Genomic DNA, 23616 nt, shown 5'->3' on the forward strand with positions numbered 1-23616 from the left:
TTCTTCACCATTAAAAAGACCCGCATTCAAAGCGGGATTGATGATGATTCTTTGCCGAATATATTGATAAGGGTTGTTTCGAGTGAATGTTCTTTTTCAAAGCGGTACATTTCAATCCGTTTTTTCCATTTACTGCGCTCGATGTCACTGTCAATAATCGCCGTAATTTGCTGCTCAACCGGTTTATCATTGGTTAATTCATAAATAAGCTGCCGCTTTTTTAAATAGTCCGCATTGAACTCTTCCTGCCCAGGGAGGGCACCTGCAATAAAAACAGGCAGTTCTTTTTCAAGAACTTCACTGACAGTAATGCCGCCTGGTTTTGTAATAATGGCAGATGCCTCTTCATAATACCGGTTCATATCTTCACGGCTGTTCATATAAGGAAGTGCTTTAATACGCGGATGATCGAGAGACAAGATTAATTCACGCAGTTTTACATTATGCCCGCATAGGACATTATACGTGTAAGAAAGTGTATTGCCTTGCAAATTGTCCAGCAGTTTTTCGAGGTGGCCAAGCCCGCTGTTTCCACCGGCGACAAGAATAGAGCGGTGTTCGGAATGCACATGTTCCACTTCGAATGAAGGATGCACAGGAATACCAGTTACGAAAATTCGATTTCCTGGAACATCGAATTTTGCAAGCCATTTTTTTGCTTCGAGATGAGGGACAAAATGATAGTCGATGCTTCGTTTTCCCCACACATCGCTGACGAAAAAGTCAGTGTACACATTAATGACAGGTACATCTATTTTTCGCAGTCGTTTTAAATGGTTTAATAGCTTTGACGGATAACTGTGCGTACAAATAATATAATCTGGCCGTTCTTTTTCAATGATGCGGGCAAGACGGAACTCAAAATATTTATCCCACACGTGAATGGACATCTGTTCATTTCGCTTACCGTCAGGTGTATAAATAAACGATTTATAAAACTTGCTGTACGATTCGGGTTTTTTGCTGATCCACTGCATGTACATTTTTGAAACGACTGTTTCAAGCGATTCATGGCAATAGCTCAATAAATCTACCGTTTTAATTTGGACGTCAGGTCGTATACAAGTAATGCGTTCAATAATGGCTTCCGCTGCTTTATGGTGACCTGAAGGCAGACGGAATAAAGGAAGTACAATAATTTTCATATAGTTTAGACTCCTTTAGCGGCTGGAATGTGATGATTTTCTCCACTTTAAAATAAAATGAATCATAAAGACGATGAAAAAAAATGCACCGGCGATACTTAAATAGATCGGTTCAATTTGAATGTACGAACCGATCAGAAAACCGGCTGATATATAAATCAATACCCACGTAAAGGAACCTAAAACGGAAAGAGCTATAAATGCAGGAATAGAAAATTTTGTAATACCGGCGAAGTAAGGATTAAACTGACGAATACCGGGGATAAAAAATCCGACTAATAATGATTTTGATAAATTCCAGTGCATAATCGTTTTATGGAGCTGCTTTTTCGTTACACCTAAATATTTACCATACCGGTCAAGGAGCGGCTGCCCGATCATTCGTCCGAGCGTGTAGCTAATGAGCATGCCCGTAAAGGCTCCAGATGTTAAAACAGCAACAGCATAAGCAAAGGAAATGGAGCCGTTTTTCGCAAGCATACCGATATAGACAAGCAGACTTTCTTCCGGTGCGGGAATGCCGACAATGCCAAATAGGCCGGTGAAAAATAAGATAACGTATCCGTATTTTGATAAATAAGCAAAGATTAATGATTCCATTTAAGCCCTCTGTTTGCCAATCAAAGTAGTAACTGTAACGAATTCGTATTGTTCAGAATCTTCATCGGATAAAAATAAGTGAAGTGCTTCAATCATCATACGCGGAGCCGTTTTATGGGCACCGAAAGTGTTTCCGCTGTCATGCAATGTAATAATAGCGCCGTTTGACCGGGCATTGCGTAATTTATCTGCTAGTTTTCGGACAGTCATATTTTTTTTCCAGTCACCCGGTATGGCTGTCCACATAATTGTCTCAAACCGTTTTGCTTTTGACAGCGTCACTGGATTGAAGTGCCCCCAAGGTGGCCGGTACAATGTAACACGTTCCCCGGTAATGGCAGATACTTTTTCTGAAGCACGAACGAGCTGATGATTCATAGCGGAAGGTGATAGCAGCCAGTTGGAAATGTGCCGGTCATTATGAATACCGATGTCGTGTCCTTCCTTCTGTATACGACGTATTAAATCCGGATGACGTTCTGCTTTTTTGCCAACAATAAAAAATGTCGCTTGTACATTGTATTTATGTAATGTCTCAAGTAGAAGAGGTGTATAAACTGGATCTGGACCATCATCAAATGTCAGTGCGATTTGTTTTCGGTCGTATCCGCGTTTTTTCACACGTGTTGAGCATGTTCGTGCTGCTGCAGTCGGAATAATCGTCCACGCGGCAGCGAACAGAAAAGCCGTTTGTACGATTCTTTTCATAAAAACCTCCAGTTTTTTAAAGTCCTGTCTTTTAGTCAATTCCTATTATAGAAAAAATAAAACCCGCTGAAAAGCGGGTTTTAAGCATTATTGGGTGCAGCTATTGAGATAGCCGATGGATCTACGGATGATTCGATTCGTTTAACAGCGGTCACCGGCTTGATTTCGAGTTGACGAATTTGATGATCTTGCATTTCTAAAACAGTGAATAAAAATCCACTATATTCGATCGTTTGACCGCATTGAATATCGAAATTTTCCGTCAGCATCCAGCCGCCAATCGTATCAACATCGTCATCGTTCATATCAATGCCTAGTAGTTGTGCTGTTTCAGATACAGACAGTTTGCTGCTAGCAATGTAATGATGCTCACCCACTATTTGAATGACGGGTGGTGCAGCAATATCGAATTCATCGTGAAGCTCGCCAACAATGACCTCAACAATATCTTTAGCCGTGACGAGCCCTGCAGTGCCACCATATTCATTAATTAAAATGGCCATCTGCATGCGTTCTGCTTGCATTTTCGCGAGCAGCTCGTGAACAGGGATAGAATCGATGACACGAATGACGGGACGGATAAAATGCTTAATACTTTTTGCTCCCACTACAGGATCAGATACGTATTCTGCGATGACTTCTTTAAAATTCACAAAGCCGATGACTCGGTCTTTATCACCGTCAATGACCGGATAACGTGTGAATTTTGTTTCTCGGAACAAGCTGATGCATTCTTTGACAGTCTCATCTTTTGGCATATAGGCCATTTCTGTGCGAGGCACCATAACTTCTGTCGCACTTCTGTCACCTAAGACAGAGAGAGTATTGTCATTATGTGCACCGCTTATTTCAGCGAGTAAAGCAGAGGAGCGCCCTGTCGAGGGGGGGTCTCCAGTTTCATTTTTTTCTCTTCTTTTCATAAACCGGATGGCTGTAAACGATAGTGCTACAAGGATAACAGCAATAAGTGCAATCCATATGTCCAATCAGATTTCTTCTCCCGCATGGTGCGAAAGAAGAAGTCACCTCCTATAAAATATGATGATCAAATTTGAAAAATCAGCAGAATATAATGCAATGTTTACCGTCAATGTCCCATTTGATCACCTTCCTTCATTCGTTTCATTCTTTAATATCTCTATTATATTAAAGACAGATAATTCGGTCAAATATCGTAATCATTTCTATAACAGATGTGCTAAAAACCATGAGGCAATCGTAAAGTATGTGATGAGTGAAAAAATATCATTAATTGTTGTAATAAGCGGTCCGGATGCGACTGCCGGGTCGATGTTTATCTTATATAAAATGAGCGGGATAATCGTACCAGCAAGCGTTCCGATGATTAATGTAAGCAAAAGAGAGGCACCGACGACAAATCCGAGAACGGTACTGCCCTGCCAGAAAAAAGCGATAAAAAAGATTAGGATGCCACATACAGCACCAATGATCAATCCAACACCGAATTCCCGCATGATCAGCTTCAGAACTGTTTTCATATCAATATCACGTGAAGCGAGCCCGCGGACGACAACAGCAAGAGACTGTGTACCGGTGTTGCCGGTCATACCGGAAATCATCGGCATAAAATAAGTAAGCGCAACGACTTGATGGAGTATATCTTCAAAGCCGGAAATAATGTTGCCAGATACGAGTCCGATAAATAAAAGCAGTACGAGCCATGGAAGGCGTCTGAATGATGCGACACCGGCTTTCGTATCAAAGTCAATCGATTTACCGGAAGCAGATAATTTTTCGATATCTTCATTTGCTTCTTGAATAACGACGTCGATAATATCATCAAACGTGACGATACCGATTAAAACATTGCTCTCATCGACAACTGGAATGGCAAGGAAGTCATATCGTTGAATGAGACGGGCAACTTCTTCTTGATCTGTATGCGCACTGACCGAAATAACACGTGCGTACATAATATCAGCAATTTTTTCATGGGTATCTGCCAAGAGCATGTCACGGTAAGAGACAACACCAACGAGTTTTTTATGATCGTCAATGACATATAAATAGTTGATTGTTTCTGCGAACTCAGCGAAACTTTTCAATTTTTCAACAGCTTCTCTCACTGTGTATGAATGTTTAATCCATACAAAGCGGTTTGTCATAAGGCGTCCAGCTGTTTCTGAAGGAAAGCTCATCATAGTTTCAACGATGGTCGATTCTTCTTTTTTCATACCGGACAGGAAGATTTTAATATTTTCCGGTGACATGTCATCAAGAAGAGAAGCAAGGTCATCGTTGTCCATATCATCGAGTACTTTTCGGGATCGTTCTTTCCCGACATTTTTGAGAACGATCATTTGTTCGTCACTTTCGAGCTCCTGGATCATATCGGTCAAAATCGGAATCGATAAATGAAGCAAAAACCGCGTTTGATGTTTTTCCGGCAGGTTGCGATAGATGGCTGCCATATCGTACGGGTGAAGTTCATCAATTAAATGCTGCAGGTCCGTTTTTTTGCCTTCTTTTAAGAGCTTGATGACGAGCAGGGTGAGTTGGTCTTCGGTTAAGTTCGAAATCACAGACAGGGGACCCTCCTTTTTGTGAAATTTCAGCTGCACATTTAGTATAAAACGAAATGGGGACAAAAGTTTCACACATTTTGTGAAATTCATTGTAAATTTACGTACGAAGATGAACGAATTTTGATAAAATAACAGTATAACAAAAAAAGATAGAGGCAGCTATGCAATTCGTCGCGATGTGGAGGTCATATGATTGAAAAGTCCCGGAAACATGAAAGAACTGATTTATATACATTTACACCCAATTAATCAATATGTCGTATCGTATGGAATTGAATTTCAAGAATTTATAAAGGCCATTCCGGAGACACCCCCGCATTTGCTATTATTGAAGCACAAGTTTGAGGATAGTGACTTTAATATGCATACCCGTTTCGATTACATTGAACCGGATGGACTGAAAAGTTTATTGAAGGAAGATGTAGGAGAGTATGGCGATTTTTGCTGGGTTGATTTTGAGGATATAGATGGACTGAATGAACTAGAAGGAAGCGAAATTGCAGAGCTTCTTTATCTGGCCCATAGCAAGGAGCATTTGCGACGTCCGTTTTACATCAAGTTGAACAATCGTTATGCGTACTTATCGCACGATGATGAGTGGTTCAATAAAACGTATTATCGCCACATGCCTGATTTTTACAGTGTGCTCGGTAAAGTGATTTCATTAAAGCTCGGTTTCTTTCGTAGTGAACGGTCATTTTTTGCTTTGAAGAAAGGATCGGCGTTTCCGCCGATCCCACCCGGAATGATTGCACTTGCCTGTGGAGATATGAAAGAAGGAATTGTCATTTCATTGGCAAAAGCGGAGCAGAGCCGCTCAAAGGTGGAAGTGCCAATTTGGGTTGTCGGTGATCATATTAATATGGACGATGTGTTTGACGAGTATATGACCAGTTTCAGAACATTGCCAAATGCCCGGTTCGTGTTTGATAAGAAAACACATGAGTGGAGCGTATTTTCACAATAAAAAACGGATTCTCACATTGAGAATCCGTTTTTTAACGAACAAGGACAAGTGTCACACTTTTAAACATTGCTCCATTGTGCAAGTGTGACAGGAATGGTTGATGCAGATGACTGTGTACCGAGTGCGGTAAAATAAGCCGGCATCATCGTGTGCACCATCGCAATCGGATTCTGTTTTTTCAATGAGCCTGCTACACTGTACTGAACGAGCAAGTAAAGAAGATGGAGAATAATAATCATGATGAAAAAGGACAGACGGAATATTGTTATTCTTCAGATGAAAGAAGCATAATATATAATTTGAGTAAGAAGTCGGATGGAAAATTTATTCTTATGACGGAAAAGCATGGTAAAATAGAAAATACCGAAATTTTTGGAGGCTTATAATGAAAAAGAAACTTGGGTTACTTTATGGGGGGAAATCAGCGGAGCACAACGTATCGCTGCAAACAGCGAAAGCAGTGACAGCGGCGCTTGATTTATATAAATTTGATGTATATCCTATATACATTTCAATTGATGGGACATGGACAGAGGGAGAAAAACTAGAAACGCCTGCTTCCACCATAGAAGAATTACAGTTAACTGAAAATGGTGGGACGGAACATGTTCTTTCTATGCTTGCACAAGGAAAATACGATGTTGTTTTCCCGCTTTTACACGGACCGAATGGAGAAGACGGTACGGTTCAAGGTCTCTTGGAAGTGTTGAATGTGCCATATGTAGGGAACGGTGTGCTCGCTTCATCTGCTGGCATGGATAAAGTGATTATGAAAAATGTCTTTGCGCAAGCGGGATTAAAACAAGTTGGCTATACACACATGACTCGTACAGAATGGGAACAAAATAAAGAAGCAGGTTGTGCATTAATTGAACGTGAAATCGGCTGGCCTTGTTTTGTAAAACCGGCAAATCTTGGTTCAAGTGTCGGTATCAGCAAATGCCAAAACAAAGAAGAACTTATAGGTGCAATGGAAGAAGCATTTCAATTTGACCGAAAAGTCATCATTGAAGAAGGGGTCGTTGCCCGTGAAATTGAAGTGGGGATCCTCGGAAATGAGATGCCTGTCTGCTCGGTGATCGGTGAAATTGTACCAAAAAAGGATTTTTACGATTACAAGGCGAAATATGAAGATGAAGATACAGCGCTCATTATTCCCGCTGATCTAACGGATGCTCAAAAAATGGAAATGGAACAATTAGCGATTCGTGCGTTCCGCTCACTTGACTGCTCAGGACTTGTCCGTGCTGACTTTTTTTTAACGGAAAGTGGAGATTTATTAATTAATGAAGTGAATACAATGCCTGGCTTTACACCATTCAGTATGTTCCCGCTTCTTTGGAAAGAAGCAGGGGTTGAATATCCACAGCTTATTGAAAAGATGATTGGCCTAGCGGTTGAACGTCATATAGAAAAACAAAAGATTAAATATACGGTTTAAAGGTGGGCGCTCATGATTCGTAAAACGGTTGAGCAGTTAACGAAAATGATAAATGTAGAAAATGATGTAACAATCTGGCATGAACGGTTCATTGAAGGTGTGTCAATTGATTCGCGTGAAGTAGAAGGAAGCTGTTTGTTTGTTCCTTTTACTGGTGAAAATACAGATGGACATAAATATGTGCGGCAAGCGATTGAAAATGGCGCAGGAGCGGCCTTGTGGCAAAAAGATATACCTGGAGCACCGGAGGATTTGCCGGTGCTGATCGTAGAAAGCACATTGCTTGCGCTCCAGCAGCTGTCAAAAGCATATCGTGATTCACTTAACGTGAAAGTCGTCGGTATTACTGGCAGCAACGGTAAGACGACAGTTAAAGATATGACGGCCGCCGTGTTTGCGGAGAAATACCGTGTTCAAAAAACAGAAGGTAATTATAACAATCATATTGGTCTGCCGTTAACGATGCTGTCATTACGTGAAGATACGGAAGTTGCCGTGCTTGAAATGGGCATGAGCAACAGAGGTGAAATTGAGCTTTTGTCAAAGCTTGCTACACCGGATGTGGCCATTATTACAAATATCGGTGAATCCCATTTGAAAGATCTTGGCTCAAGAGAAGCAATTGCAGACGCAAAATTGGAAATTTCAGCGGGTTTATCGAGTGAAGGAACACTTGTTTATTTAGGAGATGAACCGTATCTTACTGAAAAAATGACTGAAGAAGTACTATTTCAAACGATAACATTCGGTCTGGGTGAGTCGAACACATTTTATCCTGTATCTGTTGAACAAACGGAGAATGGAAGCATTTTTTCTATAAATAAAGAACCGTCCGTACGATTTGATTTACCTGTACTTGGTCAACATAACGTCACGAATGCGCTCGCAGCTATTGCAGCGGCCAGCCTGTTTGCTGTGCAGTATGAAGATATGGCAGCAGGTCTCCGGAAAGTGGAACTGACGAAAATGCGGATGGAGTGGGTGAAAGGTAAAAAGGGTATAAAGATAATAAACGACGCATATAATGCCAGCCCGACATCGGTAAAAGCAGCTATTTCACTCGTATCGGAACTGCCTGGCTATGACCGGAAAATAGTCATTCTTGGTGATATGCTTGAACTCGGCCTTGATGAAGAACTGTTTCATTATCAGACGGGTCAGGTGATTGATGGAGATAAAATCGATTACTTATTTACGTATGGTGCACTCGGCCAGTTTATTGCAGCTGGAGCGAAAAATGCACTGGGTCCGGACAGAGTTTTTGCTTTTCAAGACAAACATGAATTAATTAAAGCAGTCGATGGTGTTCTAGAAGGCGGCGAACTGCTGTTAATTAAAGCGTCAAGAGGTATGAGATTGGAAGAAGTAGTAGACGGACTGTCAAAATAAGATGTGGAAAGCGGTGAGCAGTCATGATTGGCTGCCTTTGTATACATGGGTTTACAGGAGCGCCATATGAAGTAGAGCCGCTTGTGGATTACTTGCAGCAACACACGGACTGGAAATTCGTTGTGCCTCTTTTACCGGGGCATGGCGATACGCTTTCGTTGAAAGATAGTACTTGTACAGACTGGGTTGACTGCGCTGAATTAGCACTTCAAAAACTGTTTGAGGAATGTGAAGAAGTGTATGTGATCGGCTTTTCGATGGGAGGATTGATTGCTGCATATTTGACCGCCCGCTACTCGATTAGTAAACTTGTGCTGCTCAGCGCGGCAGCGAAATATGTAAATCCGGCGCAAATAAAAGAAGACGTTCGGGAAATGGTGCAGGATTTGCGCAAAAAGCAGCTTCATGAAAATGAATTATTTTTGCGTTATCGGGAAAAACTGATTATAACGCCGCCGGCCGCCGCGCGTCAGTTTCAAAAAGTAGTGCGTCTCGCTCGCCCAGAACTAAAGAAGATTACAGTACCAGTATTTATTGCCCAAGGAACAGAAGACGGTATTGTTCCGGTCACAAGTGCAGAATATATTTACAAGCGCCTTTCATCAGCTGAGCGGCACCTTTATTACTCTCCAAAAGCGAAGCATTTAATTTGTCATACAGGAAGTAAAAAAGAACTTTTTGAGAAGGTCTTTACTTTTTTGTGCAAGTAACGTAGAGTTATAAAAATGCGCATTGAAAATTCGGACGTGGAATGATAAGATACAATAGACATGTTGCTCTTCGCATGAACGTAGAAGGGTATTTTTTGTGCGGACAGCAGTTTAACATAGAAGGAGAAGAAACTATTGACGAAATTTAAAGATTTAAACTTAAGCGCTGAGACGCTGAGAGCTATTGACAAAATGGGCTTTGAAGAAGCGACACCAATTCAGGCGGATACAATTCCATTAGGCCTTGCAGGAAAAGATATTATTGGACAGGCGCAAACGGGTACGGGTAAAACGACTGCTTTTGGTGTACCGATGGTTGAAAAAATCGATACGAAAAACGATTCAATCCAAGGTCTTATTATTGCACCGACACGTGAGCTGGCAATTCAAGTATCAGAAGAACTTTACAAAATCGGCAGCGGAAAACGTGCACGTGTATTAGCTGTATATGGTGGACAAGACATTCAACGGCAGATTCGTGCATTAAAACAACGTCCACACATTATCGTTGGTACACCAGGACGTATTTTAGATCATATTAATCGTCGTACATTGAAACTTGAAAATATTCAGACGCTTGTTCTTGATGAAGCTGATGAAATGTTGAACATGGGCTTCATTCAAGACATCGAATCCATTCTTTCAAATGTTCCCGAAGAACGTCAAACGCTTCTATTCTCGGCAACAATGCCAGGACCAATCCGTGCGATTGCAGAACGTTTCATGAAAGATCCAGAAATGATCCGTATTAAAGCGAAGGAAATGACGGTTTCAAATATCGATCAATATTTCGTCAAAGTGCAGCAACGCGATAAATTTGACATTCTTTCTCGTTTAATGGATGTTCAAACACCTGAGCTAGCGATCATCTTTGGCCGTACAAAACGCCGCGTAGATGAGCTTTCAAATGCACTTAGCCTTCGCGGTTACCAGGCAGAAGGAATTCACGGTGACTTAACACAGGCGAAACGTCTAACTGTGTTGAACCGTTTTAAATCCGGGAAAATCGATGTACTCGTCGCAACTGATGTTGCAGCACGCGGTCTGGATATTTCAGGCGTCACGCACGTTTATAACTATGACATTCCACAGGATCCGGAAAGCTATGTTCACCGTATTGGCCGTACAGGTCGTGCCGGTAAAGAAGGGATGGCGATTACATTCGTTGATCCGCGTGAAATGAGCTATCTTCGTGAAGTGGAACGTACAACGAAAAAACGTATGACGCCAATGGAAGCTCCAACGTGGGACGATGCACTCAGCGGTCAGCAGCAAGCAGCTGTAACGGAGCTTGAAGCAACGATTACAAAAAATGAATTGACAGAATATCGTACATTTGCAAAAAATTTGCTTGATCAATACAGCCCTGAAGATATCGTGGCAGCTGCTGTAAAATTGATCACAAAAGAGCCGGACCGTACACCGGTTCACATTACAAATGAATCTTCACTTCCGCAAAAACGTGATAATTTCCGCAGCAAGAATTCTGGCGGTGGCTATCGCAAATCAGGCAGCGGCGGTGGTGGTCGTCAAGGCGGCGGACGTTCTTATGGAAACCGTGACCGTAAAGGCGGTTCGGGTGGATCAGGCGGCGGCGGACGTCGTAAATATTCTTCAAATTAATAAGAAATGAGCCGTTCCGGTCTATACTGGAATGGCTTTTTTTTGAGAGGAATGTGAACTGGATGATAAAAGGAATTGGCATGGATATTGTGGAGATTGATCGGATTCGCCGTTTGATCGAGCGGCAGCCCAAGTTTATTGAACGTATTTTAACACCGCAGGAACTGACGTTTTTTCACGATAAAAACGGAAGCCGTCAGTGGGAATACGCAGCCGGCCGATTCGCAGTGAAAGAAGCTTTTTCAAAAGCAGAAGGAACAGGCATTGGTGAGCATTTATCATTTCAAGATATTGAAATCAGTTCAGACGATAAGGGACGACCGATCTTAATTCGTCCTTATTCAGAAGGTGTACATATCACAATTACACATAGCCGTGAATATGCGGCGGCAGTTGTTGTGATCGAATGAATATTGCCCTAAACATCCTCATATAGTGCTTATGAGAGGGGTGCGGCAATGAAAAAGTGGATTGGCTTACTAGCAATCGTTTTACTCCTGGTATCTGCCTGCGGAGCGCCGACGAAAGAAGATGTTGTGACGGAGATTAACGAAAAAGCAAAAAACGCTGCCGGATATAAAGCGAAAGCCGTACTTGAAATTCAAGCCGGCAAAGAAAAACAAAGCTATAACGTAGACATCTGGAATAAGCAGCACACGTATTACCGCGTTCATCTTGCTTCTGTTACTAATAAGCATAGTCAGACGATTTTGAAAAACAAATCAGGCATTTACGTTATGACACCTTCACTTGGTAAAAGTTTTAAGTATGATAATAATTGGCCGGAAAACAGCAGTCAGTCTTACTTATTTGAATCACTCGCTGCAGATATACAGGCAGATGGAGAAGCGACATTTAAAGAAACAGCCAAGCATTATGTATTTGAAACGAAAACACGCTACACAAATAGTAAGATTCTGCCGCGTCAGCAAATAACATTCAATAAAGATGATTTGACACCAGTGATGGTCAAAGTGATGGACAAACAGGAAAAACCCGTCATTACTGTTATTTTTAAAAATATGGATTTAAATCCAACATTTTCGAAAAAGGACTTTGAGCGGAAGGAAACGACAACAAAAGAAACAGCAGGTTCGGTGGAAGAAGAATTCACTGTTCATTATCCAGTCGCTATAACGGATTCCACGCTGATTGATGAAACGAAAATAGGGGATAGAGTCGTGTTAACATATGGAGGAGACAAGCCATTTACACTTATTCAAAAAAGAGCATCCGCCTTAAATGGACAAAGTGTCGTTTCTGCATCAGGTAACATGACGGATATGGGATTTGCAGCCGGTGAATCAGCAGAAGGATCGTTAACCTGGGTATATAATGATGTTGAATTTATGATGGCATCCGACGTGATGACGAAAGGTGAGATGGAATATACGGCAGCTTCCATGCAGCCGGGTGCAGTAAAGTAAAGGACGGCGGTCATAGTTTACCGCCGCTTTTTTTGTGTGTAAAATAGAAGTGCAAGCATCATGACTTTGACAAAATAGGATGTGAAAAAGATGGATTATTATCGCGATACATGGGCGGAAATAAATCTTGACGCAATAAAGTGGAACGTCGCAAAAACAATTCAACATTTAGCAGATTCAATGACAATGTTTGCTGTTGTAAAAGCGAATGCGTATGGCCATGGCAACGTGCAGGTAGCAAAGGCTGCGCTTCGTGCAGGGGCAAAAGGGCTGGCGGTTGCTTTTTTAGATGAAGCATTGTCACTAAGAAAAGCAGGCATTACAGCACCGATCCTCGTTCTCGGTGCCAGTCGTCCTAATACTGCGGGTATTGCAGCAACACATAATATTTCTTTAACCGTTCATGAAAAAGAATGGCTGACTCATGTGCATATGGAAAAAGGTCAAACGCTGCGCGTACATATTAAATGTGATACAGGAATGGGACGGATTGGTGTGAAAACGATAGATGAATTGCAGTCGATTATCGATAAACTGAATCAATCTGAATCATATGTATTCGAAGGTATATTCACTCATTTTGCGACGGCAGATGAAGTACATACAGCTTATTTTGAAAAGCAACTTCAGACTTTTCAAGAGCTTGTTTCATCTATTTCAGAAAAACCGCGCTATATTCATTGTGCAAACAGCGCCGCAACACTTCGTTTTCAAGGTGCTGGTGTTAATACAGTACGATTTGGTATTTCGATGTACGGACTGACGCCATCTCTTGAGATTCAATCATTACTACCTTTTGAATTGAAGCCGGCTTTTTCTTTGCATACGAAACTTATCCATGTGAAACAAATGCATGAGGGGGAGAAAGTCAGCTATGGAGCGACGTACGAAGCCTCAGAAGGAGAGTGGATCGGTACATTGCCGATTGGATATGCCGATGGATGGATTCGCAAGCTGAGCGGGCAGGAAGTGCTCGTTGATGGCAAGCGGACACCGATTGTTGGCCGAATCTGTATGGATCAGTGTATGATCCGCCTTCCGCAAGAATATTCTTGTGGTACGGAAGTTACGCTTATTGGCCGCCAGGGTGATGATGAAATAACAATGGATGAAGTGGCAAGAAAACTCGAGACGATCAATTACGAAGTTCCGTGTGTCATCACCGCGCGTGTTCCGCGTGTCTATAAAGAGAATGGACAAGTCGTTCATGTATCTAATCCGTTGTTGTAATCAGTGTGGGCTACTCCTTATTCACTGTTATACAATATTTTTCAATTGCCTCTTCCATCCTAGAACATGCAATGGTATGATGTCTATGACAGTAACAAAAAAAAGAGACGTGTGTAGTGATTGGTGGAGGTGTAGTTCTTGTCTGAATCCAGTACGACGACAGATGTGTTAGTAAACTTGCCCAAGCAGTTTGTAAATGAACTTGACTGTTTTGCGGAGCAGGAAGAAATTAGCCGGAGTGAATTTATTTATCGAGCTACAAAAATGTATTTGCGTGAACGAAAAAAGCGTCATATTCGTGAATCTATGCGCCGCGGATACATGGAAATGGCGAAAATCAACCTTGCTATTGCTTCTGAAGCGATGCAGGCTGAATATGAGGCAGGCAACACAGTCGAACGTTTAGTAAGTGGAGGATAAACCGTGTGATCGTAAAACGTGGTGACGTATATTTTGCAGACCTGTCTCCTGTTGTCGGTTCCGAACAAGGCGGCGTCCGGCCTGTTCTTGTCGTCCAGAACGACATCGGGAATCGGTTCAGTCCCACTATTATCGTTGCGGCCATTACAGCTCAGATTCAGAAAGCCAAACTGCCAACGCATGTCGAAATTAATGCTGAGCGGTACGGTTTTGAAAGAGATTCCGTCATTTTACTCGAGCAGATCCGGACAATAGATAAGCAGCGGCTGACAGATAAAATAACGCAGCTAGACGATGGAATGATGGAGAAAGTGGACGACGCCTTGCAAATTAGTTTAGGTCTTATACAATTTTAATGAAGGCATCTACGGGGAAACCGTAGATGCTTTTTTTATGAACCTGAATTTTTTGTAATAAGCAGAGGGTTCTGCTTTTTAATTGCTCTTATAACCTTTATAATGAAAATAATGAACGTTTTTGACGAAACCGCTTGCGATGTGCTGAAACGGAATGATGATTGGAGCGAACTGAATGCGTAAAACAATTTATCAATATGTATATTCTCATAACGATGAGATTTTAAATGAATGGATTGAACTTATGCGCAAAGAAGCAGACGAACGGGCTATTCAGACAATGTCCGATCATATGTTTATTAAAACAAGTGCGGAATTTGTTGAGCTAGTCATGTCGAATTTTTCAGAGTCTGTAGAAGCATTTCATGATCGAGCTATCGAATTCTCAGAAAAAATTGTCCGGCTAGGCTGGCCGCTGACGATGATGACAGATGGTTTGCGGGTGTTTGGACAAATTGTTGAAGATAGAATGAAAAAAGAAGGAAACATTGATCATAACAGCTATGTCGAATTTGCTGCTGAAATTAACAACTGGATGTTCCCCATGTATAAAACGATTACACAAGCCTACACAACATCATGGGAGCGGACCGTTTCTCTTCAAAAAATTGCGCTTCAGGAATTGACTGCACCCCTTATTCCAGTTTTTGATAAGATTTCGGTTATGCCGCTTATCGGAACGATCGATACGGAACGGGCAAAGCAGATTATGGAAAATTTACTTGAAGGAGTTGTCAATCATCGGGCGGAAGTCGTTTTAATCGATATTACAGGTGTACCAGTTGTCGATACAATGGTCGCGCATCATATTATTCAAGCAGCAGAAGCGGTCCGTCTCGTCGGTGCGAAATGTACGATTGTCGGCATTCGTCCCGAAATTGCCCAGACGATCGTCAATTTAGGCATTAATCTGGAAGATGTGACAACGACTAGTACACTGAAAAAAGGTGTCGAGCAGGCGCTAGCGCTCACGTCAAGGAAAATTGTGGAGGTGCAAGAATGAACATGAGAATTCCGATTTTAAAACTGCATGACTGTTTACTCGTTTCGATTCAATGGGAACTTGATGATCAGACGGCACTTCAATTTCAGGAAGACCTTCTTCATAAAATTCATGAAACGAGTGCACGCGGCGTTGTTATCGATTTTACATCTATTGATTTTATAGATTCTTTTATTGCGAAAGTGCTTGGTGATGTGATTAGTATGTCAAAGTTGATGGGCGCGAAAGTGGTCATTACTGGTATTCAGCCAGCTGTTGCAATTACATTGATTGAACTTGGTATTCACTTAGAGGGAGTTATGACTGCACTGGATCTCGAAAAAGGTTTGGAGAAACTTCAACGGGAACTGGGGGACTGAAATGATGGACTCTAGTGTTAAAATAATAAATGAATGGGATATCGTAGCGGCGAGACAGCTTGGTAGAAATGTCGCAAAAGAGCTTGGCTTTGGTATCGTGGATCAGGCCCGTATCACGACTGCGATCAGCGAATTGGCGCGTAACATTTATTTATACGCAGGCCAGGGGGAAATTATCATAGAAAAGGTAGAGAATGGAGCAAAGAAAGGAATGACGATCATTTCACGCGACGCAGGACCGGGCATTTCCGATCTTCGCAAAGTAATGGAAGATGGATTTTCGACTTCTGGTGGACTTGGCGCAGGGCTGCCGGGCGTTAAGCGGCTGATGGATGAATTTTCAATCGAATCCACTCTAGGAGAAGGTACCCTTATTCAGTCGGTGAAGTGGCTCAGGTAGGAGGTAAAGGATGAATTTCAGAGACACGATGCTCGATAATTATAAAGAAATATTAAAAACATATATTAGCGATCAAACTGAACAGGCGCTTTATTTGAGTGAGAAGTTCAGCAGAAAATTGCTTGAATGTAAAGTGTCTCCAGAAGAAATGATCAGTCTCCATAAAACATCTATTATGGAGTTGGAGCCTGATCTGCCGGAATCATTGCTTTTATCGCTTGATATTTTGCTTGAAGTGATGATGGCATATGGTCTTGCCTACCGTGAACATCAAAGTTTACGCACCATTCAGCGGGAATTGATTAATGAAATTGAAGTGGCTGCGAGCATGCAGCAAACCCTTCTTGGTACACAGATTCCTCATCTTTCTTCTCTGGATATCGGGGCAATCAGTGTGCCGGCTAAGCAGATGAGTGGGGATTACTATCACTTTGTTTCCCATGAAAACGGTGCAATTAGTGTAGCGATTGCCGATATTATTGGAAAAGGAATTCCTGCTGCACTTTGCATGTCGATGATTAAATATTCAATGGATAGTATGCCGGATGACAGTCAGGCGCCGGGAGACGTGCTGGAGCGCTTGAATCGTGTCGTTGAACAAAATGTAGACCCGACGATGTTTATCACAATGTTTAGCGGGTTATATCATCCTGAAAATCATACGTTCCATTATTCCTCGGCTGGGCATGAACCAGGCTTTTTTTATAACAGTGAAAAAGGGATATTTGAAGAATTAAAAGCAAAAGGCCTGTTACTTGGTGTTGATAAAAAAGCGAAATATAATGAATATGAAAGAAAAGTAGAAGTAGGCGATGTTATTTTGCTCATGTCAGATGGTGTAACAGAATGCCGGACGAAAGATGGATTTTTAGAAGTCGATACACTTATTGGCTATATAGAAAAATACATACAGCTCGGCGCTCAGGATATTGCTGATAAAGTTTACAAAGAACTTGAATATTTACAGGATTTTCAGCTGCGTGATGATTTTACGTTGATTATATTAAAACGAATAGCATAACAGGGGTTTACCATGCGGGTAAGTTGGGTAAAAGGAAGGTATTGAAAGCATAGAGATATCTAGATATTTTATTAAAAGGTGGTTTAATTTGAATGAACATTTCCATTGACGTACGAGAGCAAGAACTGCAGACAACGATCACACTTGCAGGTGAAATCGACGCATATACAGCACCTAAACTGCGTGAAACAGCTTTTCCATACACTGAAAAACAATATGCGAATGTCGTGATTGATTTGTCCGGGGTTTCATATATGGATAGTACAGGTCTTGGTGTATTCGTAGGCCTTTTTAAAAGCTTAAATGCAAATGAAGGAACGTTAAAACTTGTTGGCTTATCAGACCGTTTAAAACGTCTTTTTGATATAACAGGACTCGCAGACATCATGAATATTAACTCTGTAGCAGAAGGTGGCGTGTAATGATGGCAGTAGTTGACTACATCGAAATGAAAATCCCGGCAAAGCCGGAATTCGTCGGAGTCACTCGTTTAACACTGTCTGGGATTGCCAGCCGAATGGGCTTTTCTTACGAGACAATTGAAGATTTGAAAATTGCAACGAGTGAAGCGATCACGAATGCTGTCCAGCACGCGTACAAAGGTGAAGAAGGCGAAGTGCTGATCGGTTTTGGCTTATACGATGATCATCTCGAAGTCGTTGTTTCCGATAATGGGAAAAGTTTTGATTTTCATAAAACAAAAGAGTCGCTCGGCCCATATATAGATCATTCTGTAGAATTTTTACGTGAGGGAGGATTAGGCCTTTACTTAATCGAAACATTAATGGATGAAGTAAAAGTGCATCAAAATGAAGGGATCACTTTGTTTATGACTAAGTATCTTGAAGGAGAGCAGGTGGAGATGGATGCAGAAACCGTCTCGACCTAACCAAGCTGCAAAGCTTCAGGCCATAGACTGGATTAAAGCATTTCAGGAAAACGGTGATCAAGAAGCACAGGAAAGGCTTGTCAAACATTATCAAGGCCTCGTGGAATCAATCGCACGTAAATATTCAAAAGGCCGCTCCCATCACGAAGATATTGTTCAAGTAGGTATGATGGGATTACTAGGTGCGATTCGCCGCTACGATGATTCATTTGGCAAAAGCTTTGAAGCGTTTGCGATCCCGACAGTCGTCGGTGAAATTAAACGCTTCTTACGTGACAAAACTTGGAGTGTGCATGTTCCGCGCCGGATTAAAGAGCTTGGGCCAAAAATTAAATCGGCAAATGAAGAATTAACAACATCGTTGCAGCGTTCGCCGCGTGTCGATGAAATATCGCAATATCTTGATATTTCCGAAGAAGAAGTACTCGAAGCGATGGAGATGGGGAAAAGTTATCAGGCACTTTCTGTCGACCACTCGATTGAAGCGGACTCGGATGGCAGTACGATTACGCTTCTTGATATTGTGGGAAATCCTGAAGAAGGCTATGAGCGTGTTGATCAGCGTCTTGTGCTTGAAAAAGTATTGCACGTCTTGTCTGATCGTGAAAAGCAAATCATTCAGTTTACTTATTTGGAAAATTTAAGTCAAAAAGAAGCTGGTGACAAGTTAGGTATTTCTCAAATGCATGTATCAAGGCTGCAAAGACGGGCTATTAAAAAATTGAAAGAAGCGATTCATGCAGAGGCGTATTCAACGGGGCGTCTATCTTGATGGAGCATATGAAAAATACATTCATTGAGATGAGTGCTGGCAGCCATTCGAAAGATGGGAATTCTTTTTGTGGAGACACGTATTATGTTGATCAGAAAGACGATGAATTTATTTGTCTGCTTGCTGATGGTCTTGGAAGCGGCAGATATGCCTATGAATCCTCATATGCTGCTGCTGAAGTGGTAGAGCAGAATTGGCACTCGGAGACGATAGAGAGTTTGATGGAATTGATTAATCAATCGCTTTATCAAAAACGAGGAGCAGCTACAGCTCTCTTTAAAATCAAATTCAGCACCCGTCAATTTGAATATAGCTGTGTCGGTAATATTCGGTTTTATTTATATGGACCGGATGAGAAGTTAACATACCCACTCCCCGTTACCGGCTATTTGTCTGGGCGTCCGCAGCGTTACCGGATGGAACGGTTTCCGTATGAGCAAGGCAGTAAATTTCTCGTTCATTCAGACGGAGTGAACTTGTTGAATACGAAAGAATTAATGCGCTATCGAACAATAGAGCAAATCGCTGCTGAACTCAACGAGGTAGCGGTAAAATCAAATGATGATGCAACGTTTATCGTTGGAAACCTGCTGTGATTCAGCGGGTTTTTTATTTTTTTGATAAAATGAAATTATTCAATAAAAGAAGCGGAGGCTTGGTGATGGAGGAGCAATTATTAAAAGCGACAGCAGCAGATACGAATATCGTATTGAAAAATGTACGTGCAGTCATTCAATTAACGGAAGAAGGGAACACGATTCCGTTTATTGCCCGCTACAGAAAAGAAATGACCGGATCACTTGATGAGGTAGAGATTCGAACTATACTTGAACGATTTACATACCGGAAAAACATGGAGCAGCGTAAAGAAGATGTGATCCGTTCCATTACAGAACAGGAAAAAATGACACCTGAACTCGAACAGCATATAAAAGCAGCAGCTACATTACAGGCCGTGGAAGATTTATATCGGCCATACAAACAGAAAAAGCGAACGAAAGCATCGATTGCGAAAGAGAAAGGGCTTGAACCCTTTGCAGAATGGCTTTTGACCTTTCCGGAGCAGGCAAATGTGAAGCGGGAAGCCGCGCAATACATGTCAGATCAGGTGACAGATGTAGAAGAAGCTATTGGGGGCGCGTCTGATATCATTGCTGAAAAAATAGCAGATGATGCATCCGTCAGACAGCGCATCCGTCTTGATATGATGAAATATGGGAAAATAAAAACAGAATTAAAAGGCGAAGACGAAAAAGAAATATTTAAAATGTATTATGAATATGAAGAAGCGATCAGTAAAATTGCGCCTCACCGCACACTTGCTGTGAACCGTGGCGAGAGCGAAGATGTGTTGAAAGTCAGCATTGTATTCGATGAAGAGCGGGTCATACGCTTTTTAACAAAAACGTTTATCACAACGGACAGAAGTGAAACAACATCGATCGTTATTGCTGCTTCACGTGATGCGTATAAACGGTTAATCCGCCCGTCCGTTGAGCGTGAAGTGCGCAATGAACTGACGGAAGTTGCAGAAGAACGAGCGATTCATATTTTCTCTGAAAATTTGAAAAACCTGCTTCTGCAGCCACCTTTAAAAGGAAAGATTGTTCTGGCTGTCGACCCAGCTTACCGAACAGGCTGCAAACTGGCTGTCGTCGATGAGACGGGGAAGGTACTTTCTATTAACGTGATCTATCCGCATCCGCCAAAAGCGAAGAGAAAAGAGGCAGAGGAGCTCTTTAAACAAATCGCCGATCAATATGAAGCGGACATCATTGCGATTGGAAATGGAACCGCTTCACGTGAATCGGAGCAATTTGTCGTTGAAATGATCCCGCAGCTGAAAAAACAGACGGCTTATATCATTGTGAACGAAGCAGGCGCTAGTGTGTATTCCGCGTCTGACATTGCCCGCGATGAATTTCCGGATTTAAAGGTAGAAGAACGCAGTGCTGTGTCGATTGCGAGACGCATTCAAGACCCGCTCGCAGAACTCGTTAAAATCGATCCACAATCTATTGGCGTAGGTCAGTATCAACATGACGTTTCACAAAAAAAATTATCCGCTTCCCTTTCATTTGTCGTTGAAACAGCAGTCAACAGAGTAGGGGTGGATGTAAATACAGCCTCTCCATCATTGCTTGAACATGTAGCTGGACTAAATAAAACCGTCGCTCGTAATATCGTTCAGTATCGTGAAGAAAATGGAAAATTCCAAAAGCGTGCTGTCATTAAAAAAGTGCCGCGTCTCGGTGGGAAGACATTTGAGCAATGTATCGGTTTTTTACGTATTACGGGGGGAGAGGAACCGCTTGACCAGACATCTATCCATCCAGAAAGCTACAAAGAAGTGTCCGCTTTATTGAAAAAACTGGGCTTTACTAAGCAAGAAATCGGAACGGAAAAATTGGCTGAATCACTGCGATCACTCGATGTGCAGCAAACAGCTGTGGATCTTGATATCGGTGAGATTACATTGCACGATATTATTGAATCGCTACAAAAACCAGGGCGCGACCCACGCGATGAACTCCCAGCACCATTGTTAAAAACAGACGTCTTAAAGATGGAAGACTTGAAAAAAGGAATGGAACTTGAAGGAACGGTAAGGAATGTAACGGACTTCGGTGCGTTTGTAGATATAGGGGTAAAACAAGATGGTCTCGTCCATATCTCTAAATTAAAAAAAGGATTTGTGAAGAATCCATTTGACATTGTGTCAGTAGGTGACATTGTAACGGTCTGGGTTGAGAGTGTCGATGCAGATAAAGAACGGATCGCACTAACGATGGTTCAGACAGATAAGCAATGATCATAACGGATGAAATGGTTCAGCAACTGACAGAACAATTGTCGCTTCAGTTTTTCAAACGTCCATTTCGACATAAAGCATATATAAATAAACGGCTGCGCACAACCGGCGGCCGTTATTTGCTCCATTCACATCATATTGAAGTAAATGAAAAATATGCATTGGAGTACGGGGAGGAAGAATTGATTGGTATTATAAAGCATGAGCTATGTCATTATCACCTACATTTGCAGAGAAAAGGGTATAAGCATGGAGATGCTGATTTTAAAAAGCTTTTGATAGAAACGAGTTCTCCCCGTTATTGCCAGGCACTGCCAAGGAAAGAAGAGAAAAAGAAGGTACGTCAGGTTTTGCACTATTGTTGTCTAGAATGTGGGATTGTTTATAAACGATATCGGAAAATGAATGTATATAAATATGTGTGTGGAGCATGCCGAGGACAAATATCAGAAATAACTGATTAACATATTGACAAGAGCTGTCTCAATTGCTATCTTAGTTGAGCAGCTTTTTTTAATTTATTTCTTTATAAAAAAAGTATTGACGAAAATTGAAAAAAAAACTATAATGTTAATTGTCGATAAGGCGCTATTGTCGTTCCGCAGTAGCTCAGTGGTAGAGCAATCGGCTGTTAACCGATCGGTCGCAAGTTCGAGTCTTGCCTGCGGAGCCATATTCATTTGGGGAAGTACTCAAGAGGCTGAAGAGGCGCCCCTGCTAAGGGTGTAGGTCGGGTAACCGGCGCGAGGGTTCAAATCCCTCCTTCTCCGCCAGAGTAATATTTTTTAAAGGCCCCTTGGTCAAGCGGTTAAGACACCGCCCTTTCACGGCGGTAACACGGGTTCGAATCCCGTAGGGGTCATCGTCGGGAAGCCGGCTTTTTACAAGGCTTCTCTTCTCTATGTGATTTTTACGTTTGGTCCGGTAGTTCAGTTGGTTAGAATGCCTGCCTGTCACGCAGGAGGTCGCGGGTTCGAGTCCCGTCCGGACCGCCATTTTCATTTTGATTGGGCTATAGCCAAGCGGTAAGGCAACGGACTTTGACTCCGTCACGCGCTGGTTCGAATCCAGCTAGCCCAGCCATTTTGAGCCATTAGCTCAGTTGGTAGAGCATCTGACTTTTAATCAGAGGGTCGTAGGTTCGAATCCTACATGGCTCACCATTAAGTTTTTTGAAAAAGTGTTGACACACTGGCATGGCTCGTGTAACATATAATTCTGTTGGTAAGGGAAATTAAGGTGTGTAAAATGCTTAATGCGGTCGTGGCGGAATGGCAGACGCGCTAGGTTGAGGGCCTAGTGGGGGCAACCCCGTGGAGGTTCAAGTCCTCTCGGCCGCACCATTATAATAAGCGCCCGTAGCTCAATTGGATAGAGTATTTGACTACGAATCAAAAGGTTAGAGGTTCGAGTCCTCTCGGGCGCGCCATATGAATTTTAAAAAACGGGAAGTAGCTCAGCTTGGTAGAGCACTTGGTTTGGGACCAAGGGGTCGCAGGTTCGAATCCTGTCTTCCCGACCATTTCTTTTAATGAAAAGGTCGATCAAGCGGGTGTAGTTTAATGGTAAAACCTCAGCCTTCCAAGCTGATGTCGTGGGTTCGATTCCCATCACCCGCTCCATAACTGATTGAACATTGAAAACTGAACAAAATCAATAAAAACGTCAACGTTTTGGTTTTAAATCTTATCTGGCAGATGCCTGTCATCTGCAGATAAACAAATGAGCAAGTCAAACACTTTTTGGAGAGTTTGATCCTGGCTCAGGACGAACGCTGGCGGCGTGCCTAATACATGCA

The 23616-nt window shown here is 42.1% G+C and carries 26 protein-coding genes, 10 tRNA genes and 1 pseudogene; 31 read left to right on the forward strand and 6 right to left on the reverse strand.

What is annotated here, in order from left to right; all coding sequences use genetic code 11:
• Positions 1-26 precede the first annotated feature (26 nt).
• The 5 genes from A3M5_RS23330 to mgtE all read right to left on the reverse strand — a co-directional run bounded on the left by A3M5_RS23330 (position 27) and on the right by mgtE (position 4996).
• Positions 27-1145: an MGDG synthase family glycosyltransferase gene (locus A3M5_RS23330; RefSeq protein WP_018395435.1), complete on the reverse strand. Its 1119-nt coding sequence runs from the start codon at positions 1143-1145 to the stop codon at positions 27-29.
• 15 nt (positions 1146-1160) lie between these two features.
• Entirely contained in the window at positions 1161-1745 is a 585-nt protein-coding gene (locus tag A3M5_RS0119360) for a DedA family protein (protein WP_018395436.1), read from the reverse strand.
• A complete protein-coding gene (locus A3M5_RS0119365) occupies positions 1746-2453 on the reverse strand; it encodes a polysaccharide deacetylase family protein (RefSeq protein ID WP_018395437.1) in 708 nt (235 codons plus the stop codon). It abuts the gene before it with no gap.
• Between the two features lie 80 nt (positions 2454-2533).
• Positions 2534-3439: a hemolysin family protein gene (locus A3M5_RS23335; protein ID WP_018395438.1), complete on the reverse strand. Its 906-nt coding sequence runs from the start codon at positions 3437-3439 to the stop codon at positions 2534-2536.
• A gap of 198 nt (positions 3440-3637) precedes the next feature.
• Positions 3638-4996: a magnesium transporter gene (mgtE, locus tag A3M5_RS0119375; RefSeq protein WP_018395439.1), complete on the reverse strand. Its 1359-nt coding sequence runs from the start codon at positions 4994-4996 to the stop codon at positions 3638-3640.
• A gap of 196 nt (positions 4997-5192) precedes the next feature.
• Between mgtE and A3M5_RS0119380 the strand changes: the two genes are divergently transcribed.
• Positions 5193-5966, forward strand: coding sequence for a hypothetical protein (locus A3M5_RS0119380; protein WP_018395440.1), 774 nt, complete (start codon positions 5193-5195; stop codon positions 5964-5966).
• 74 nt (positions 5967-6040) lie between these two features.
• Here A3M5_RS0119380 and A3M5_RS0119385 read toward each other — a convergent pair.
• Positions 6041-6211: pseudogene (locus tag A3M5_RS0119385) on the reverse strand (cation:dicarboxylate symporter family transporter); the annotation flags it as partial.
• Between A3M5_RS0119385 and A3M5_RS25860 the strand changes: the two are divergent.
• From A3M5_RS25860 to A3M5_RS0119535, 30 genes are all read left to right on the forward strand, one after another.
• Positions 6188-6352 carry a hypothetical protein gene (locus A3M5_RS25860; protein WP_018395442.1) on the forward strand — a complete coding sequence of 55 codons (165 nt, stop codon included), beginning with the start codon at positions 6188-6190 and terminating at the stop codon, positions 6350-6352. The pseudogene A3M5_RS0119385 and the gene A3M5_RS25860 overlap by 24 nt on opposite strands.
• Complete coding sequence (locus A3M5_RS0119395; RefSeq protein ID WP_018395443.1) at positions 6352-7407, forward strand: D-alanine--D-alanine ligase; 1056 nt, start codon at positions 6352-6354, stop codon at positions 7405-7407. The genes A3M5_RS25860 and A3M5_RS0119395 overlap by 1 nt, the downstream gene beginning before the upstream one ends.
• Before the next feature lie 12 nt (positions 7408-7419).
• A complete protein-coding gene (locus A3M5_RS0119400; RefSeq protein ID WP_018395444.1) occupies positions 7420-8796 on the forward strand; it encodes a UDP-N-acetylmuramoyl-tripeptide--D-alanyl-D-alanine ligase in 1377 nt (458 codons plus the stop codon).
• A 23-nt stretch (positions 8797-8819) separates the two neighbouring features.
• Positions 8820-9506 carry an alpha/beta hydrolase gene (locus A3M5_RS0119405; protein WP_018395445.1) on the forward strand — a complete coding sequence of 229 codons (687 nt, stop codon included), beginning with the start codon at positions 8820-8822 and terminating at the stop codon, positions 9504-9506.
• A gap of 135 nt (positions 9507-9641) precedes the next feature.
• Positions 9642-11129, forward strand: a complete 1488-nt coding sequence (gene cshA / locus A3M5_RS0119410; RefSeq protein WP_018395446.1) for a degradosome RNA helicase CshA — start codon at positions 9642-9644, stop codon at positions 11127-11129.
• Between the two features lie 62 nt (positions 11130-11191).
• Positions 11192-11539, forward strand: coding sequence for a holo-ACP synthase (gene acpS / locus A3M5_RS0119415; RefSeq protein WP_018395447.1), 348 nt, complete (start codon positions 11192-11194; stop codon positions 11537-11539).
• A gap of 48 nt (positions 11540-11587) precedes the next feature.
• Positions 11588-12556, forward strand: coding sequence for a LolA family protein (locus A3M5_RS0119420; RefSeq protein WP_018395448.1), 969 nt, complete (start codon positions 11588-11590; stop codon positions 12554-12556).
• 90 nt (positions 12557-12646) lie between these two features.
• Positions 12647-13786, forward strand: coding sequence for an alanine racemase (gene alr, locus A3M5_RS0119425; RefSeq protein WP_018395449.1), 1140 nt, complete (start codon positions 12647-12649; stop codon positions 13784-13786).
• Positions 13787-13924: 138 nt separating this feature from the next.
• Positions 13925-14206: a CopG family ribbon-helix-helix protein gene (locus tag A3M5_RS0119430; protein WP_018395450.1), complete on the forward strand. Its 282-nt coding sequence runs from the start codon at positions 13925-13927 to the stop codon at positions 14204-14206.
• A 5-nt stretch (positions 14207-14211) separates the two neighbouring features.
• Positions 14212-14562, forward strand: a complete 351-nt coding sequence (locus tag A3M5_RS0119435) for a type II toxin-antitoxin system PemK/MazF family toxin (RefSeq protein ID WP_018395451.1) — start codon at positions 14212-14214, stop codon at positions 14560-14562.
• Positions 14563-14737: 175 nt separating this feature from the next.
• Positions 14738-15565 carry an RsbT co-antagonist protein RsbRA gene (gene rsbRA / locus A3M5_RS0119440; RefSeq protein ID WP_018395452.1) on the forward strand — a complete coding sequence of 276 codons (828 nt, stop codon included), beginning with the start codon at positions 14738-14740 and terminating at the stop codon, positions 15563-15565.
• Positions 15562-15924, forward strand: coding sequence for an STAS domain-containing protein (locus A3M5_RS0119445; protein WP_018395453.1), 363 nt, complete (start codon positions 15562-15564; stop codon positions 15922-15924). Before rsbRA ends, A3M5_RS0119445 begins: the two co-directional genes overlap by 4 nt.
• Position 15925: 1 nt before the next feature.
• Entirely contained in the window at positions 15926-16324 is a 399-nt protein-coding gene (locus A3M5_RS0119450) for an anti-sigma regulatory factor (RefSeq protein ID WP_018395454.1), read from the forward strand.
• A 10-nt stretch (positions 16325-16334) separates the two neighbouring features.
• Positions 16335-17345 (forward strand): PP2C family protein-serine/threonine phosphatase, encoded by a 1011-nt coding sequence (locus A3M5_RS0119455; RefSeq protein ID WP_018395455.1) that lies wholly within the window; start codon positions 16335-16337, stop codon positions 17343-17345.
• Positions 17346-17437: 92 nt separating this feature from the next.
• Positions 17438-17767 carry an anti-sigma factor antagonist gene (locus tag A3M5_RS0119460; RefSeq protein WP_018395456.1) on the forward strand — a complete coding sequence of 110 codons (330 nt, stop codon included), beginning with the start codon at positions 17438-17440 and terminating at the stop codon, positions 17765-17767.
• Positions 17767-18234, forward strand: coding sequence for an anti-sigma B factor RsbW (gene rsbW, locus A3M5_RS0119465; RefSeq protein ID WP_018395457.1), 468 nt, complete (start codon positions 17767-17769; stop codon positions 18232-18234). Before A3M5_RS0119460 ends, rsbW begins: the two co-directional genes overlap by 1 nt.
• Positions 18212-19006 (forward strand): RNA polymerase sigma factor SigB, encoded by a 795-nt coding sequence (sigB, locus tag A3M5_RS0119470; RefSeq protein WP_018395458.1) that lies wholly within the window; start codon positions 18212-18214, stop codon positions 19004-19006. The genes rsbW and sigB overlap by 23 nt, the downstream gene beginning before the upstream one ends.
• Positions 19006-19602: a PP2C family serine/threonine-protein phosphatase gene (locus A3M5_RS0119475; protein ID WP_018395459.1), complete on the forward strand. Its 597-nt coding sequence runs from the start codon at positions 19006-19008 to the stop codon at positions 19600-19602. Before sigB ends, A3M5_RS0119475 begins: the two co-directional genes overlap by 1 nt.
• A 65-nt stretch (positions 19603-19667) precedes the next feature.
• A complete protein-coding gene (locus A3M5_RS0119480) occupies positions 19668-21818 on the forward strand; it encodes a Tex family protein (protein ID WP_034299616.1) in 2151 nt (716 codons plus the stop codon).
• A gap of 2 nt (positions 21819-21820) precedes the next feature.
• Positions 21821-22282: a SprT family protein gene (locus A3M5_RS0119485; protein ID WP_026221833.1), complete on the forward strand. Its 462-nt coding sequence runs from the start codon at positions 21821-21823 to the stop codon at positions 22280-22282.
• A gap of 134 nt (positions 22283-22416) precedes the next feature.
• Positions 22417-22491, forward strand: a tRNA-Asn gene (locus A3M5_RS0119490).
• A 9-nt stretch (positions 22492-22500) separates the two neighbouring features.
• Positions 22501-22591 (forward strand) — tRNA-Ser (locus tag A3M5_RS0119495).
• Positions 22592-22608: 17 nt separating this feature from the next.
• Positions 22609-22680: transfer RNA gene (locus A3M5_RS0119500), tRNA-Glu, on the forward strand.
• A gap of 56 nt (positions 22681-22736) precedes the next feature.
• Positions 22737-22813, forward strand: a tRNA-Asp gene (locus A3M5_RS0119505).
• Between the two features lie 13 nt (positions 22814-22826).
• Positions 22827-22901, forward strand: a tRNA-Gln gene (locus A3M5_RS0119510).
• 4 nt (positions 22902-22905) lie between these two features.
• Positions 22906-22981, forward strand: a tRNA-Lys gene (locus A3M5_RS0119515).
• Between the two features lie 94 nt (positions 22982-23075).
• Positions 23076-23161 (forward strand) — tRNA-Leu (locus tag A3M5_RS0119520).
• 9 nt (positions 23162-23170) lie between these two features.
• Positions 23171-23247 (forward strand) — tRNA-Arg (locus A3M5_RS0119525).
• 16 nt (positions 23248-23263) lie between these two features.
• Positions 23264-23340: transfer RNA gene (locus A3M5_RS0119530), tRNA-Pro, on the forward strand.
• A 26-nt stretch (positions 23341-23366) separates the two neighbouring features.
• Positions 23367-23440, forward strand: a tRNA-Gly gene (locus A3M5_RS0119535).
• The last annotated feature ends 176 nt before the right edge of the window (positions 23441-23616 follow it).

This window comes from Bacillus sp. 37MA, assembly GCF_000372765.1.
Taxonomy (GTDB): domain Bacteria; phylum Bacillota; class Bacilli; order Bacillales; family Domibacillaceae; genus Domibacillus; species Domibacillus aminovorans.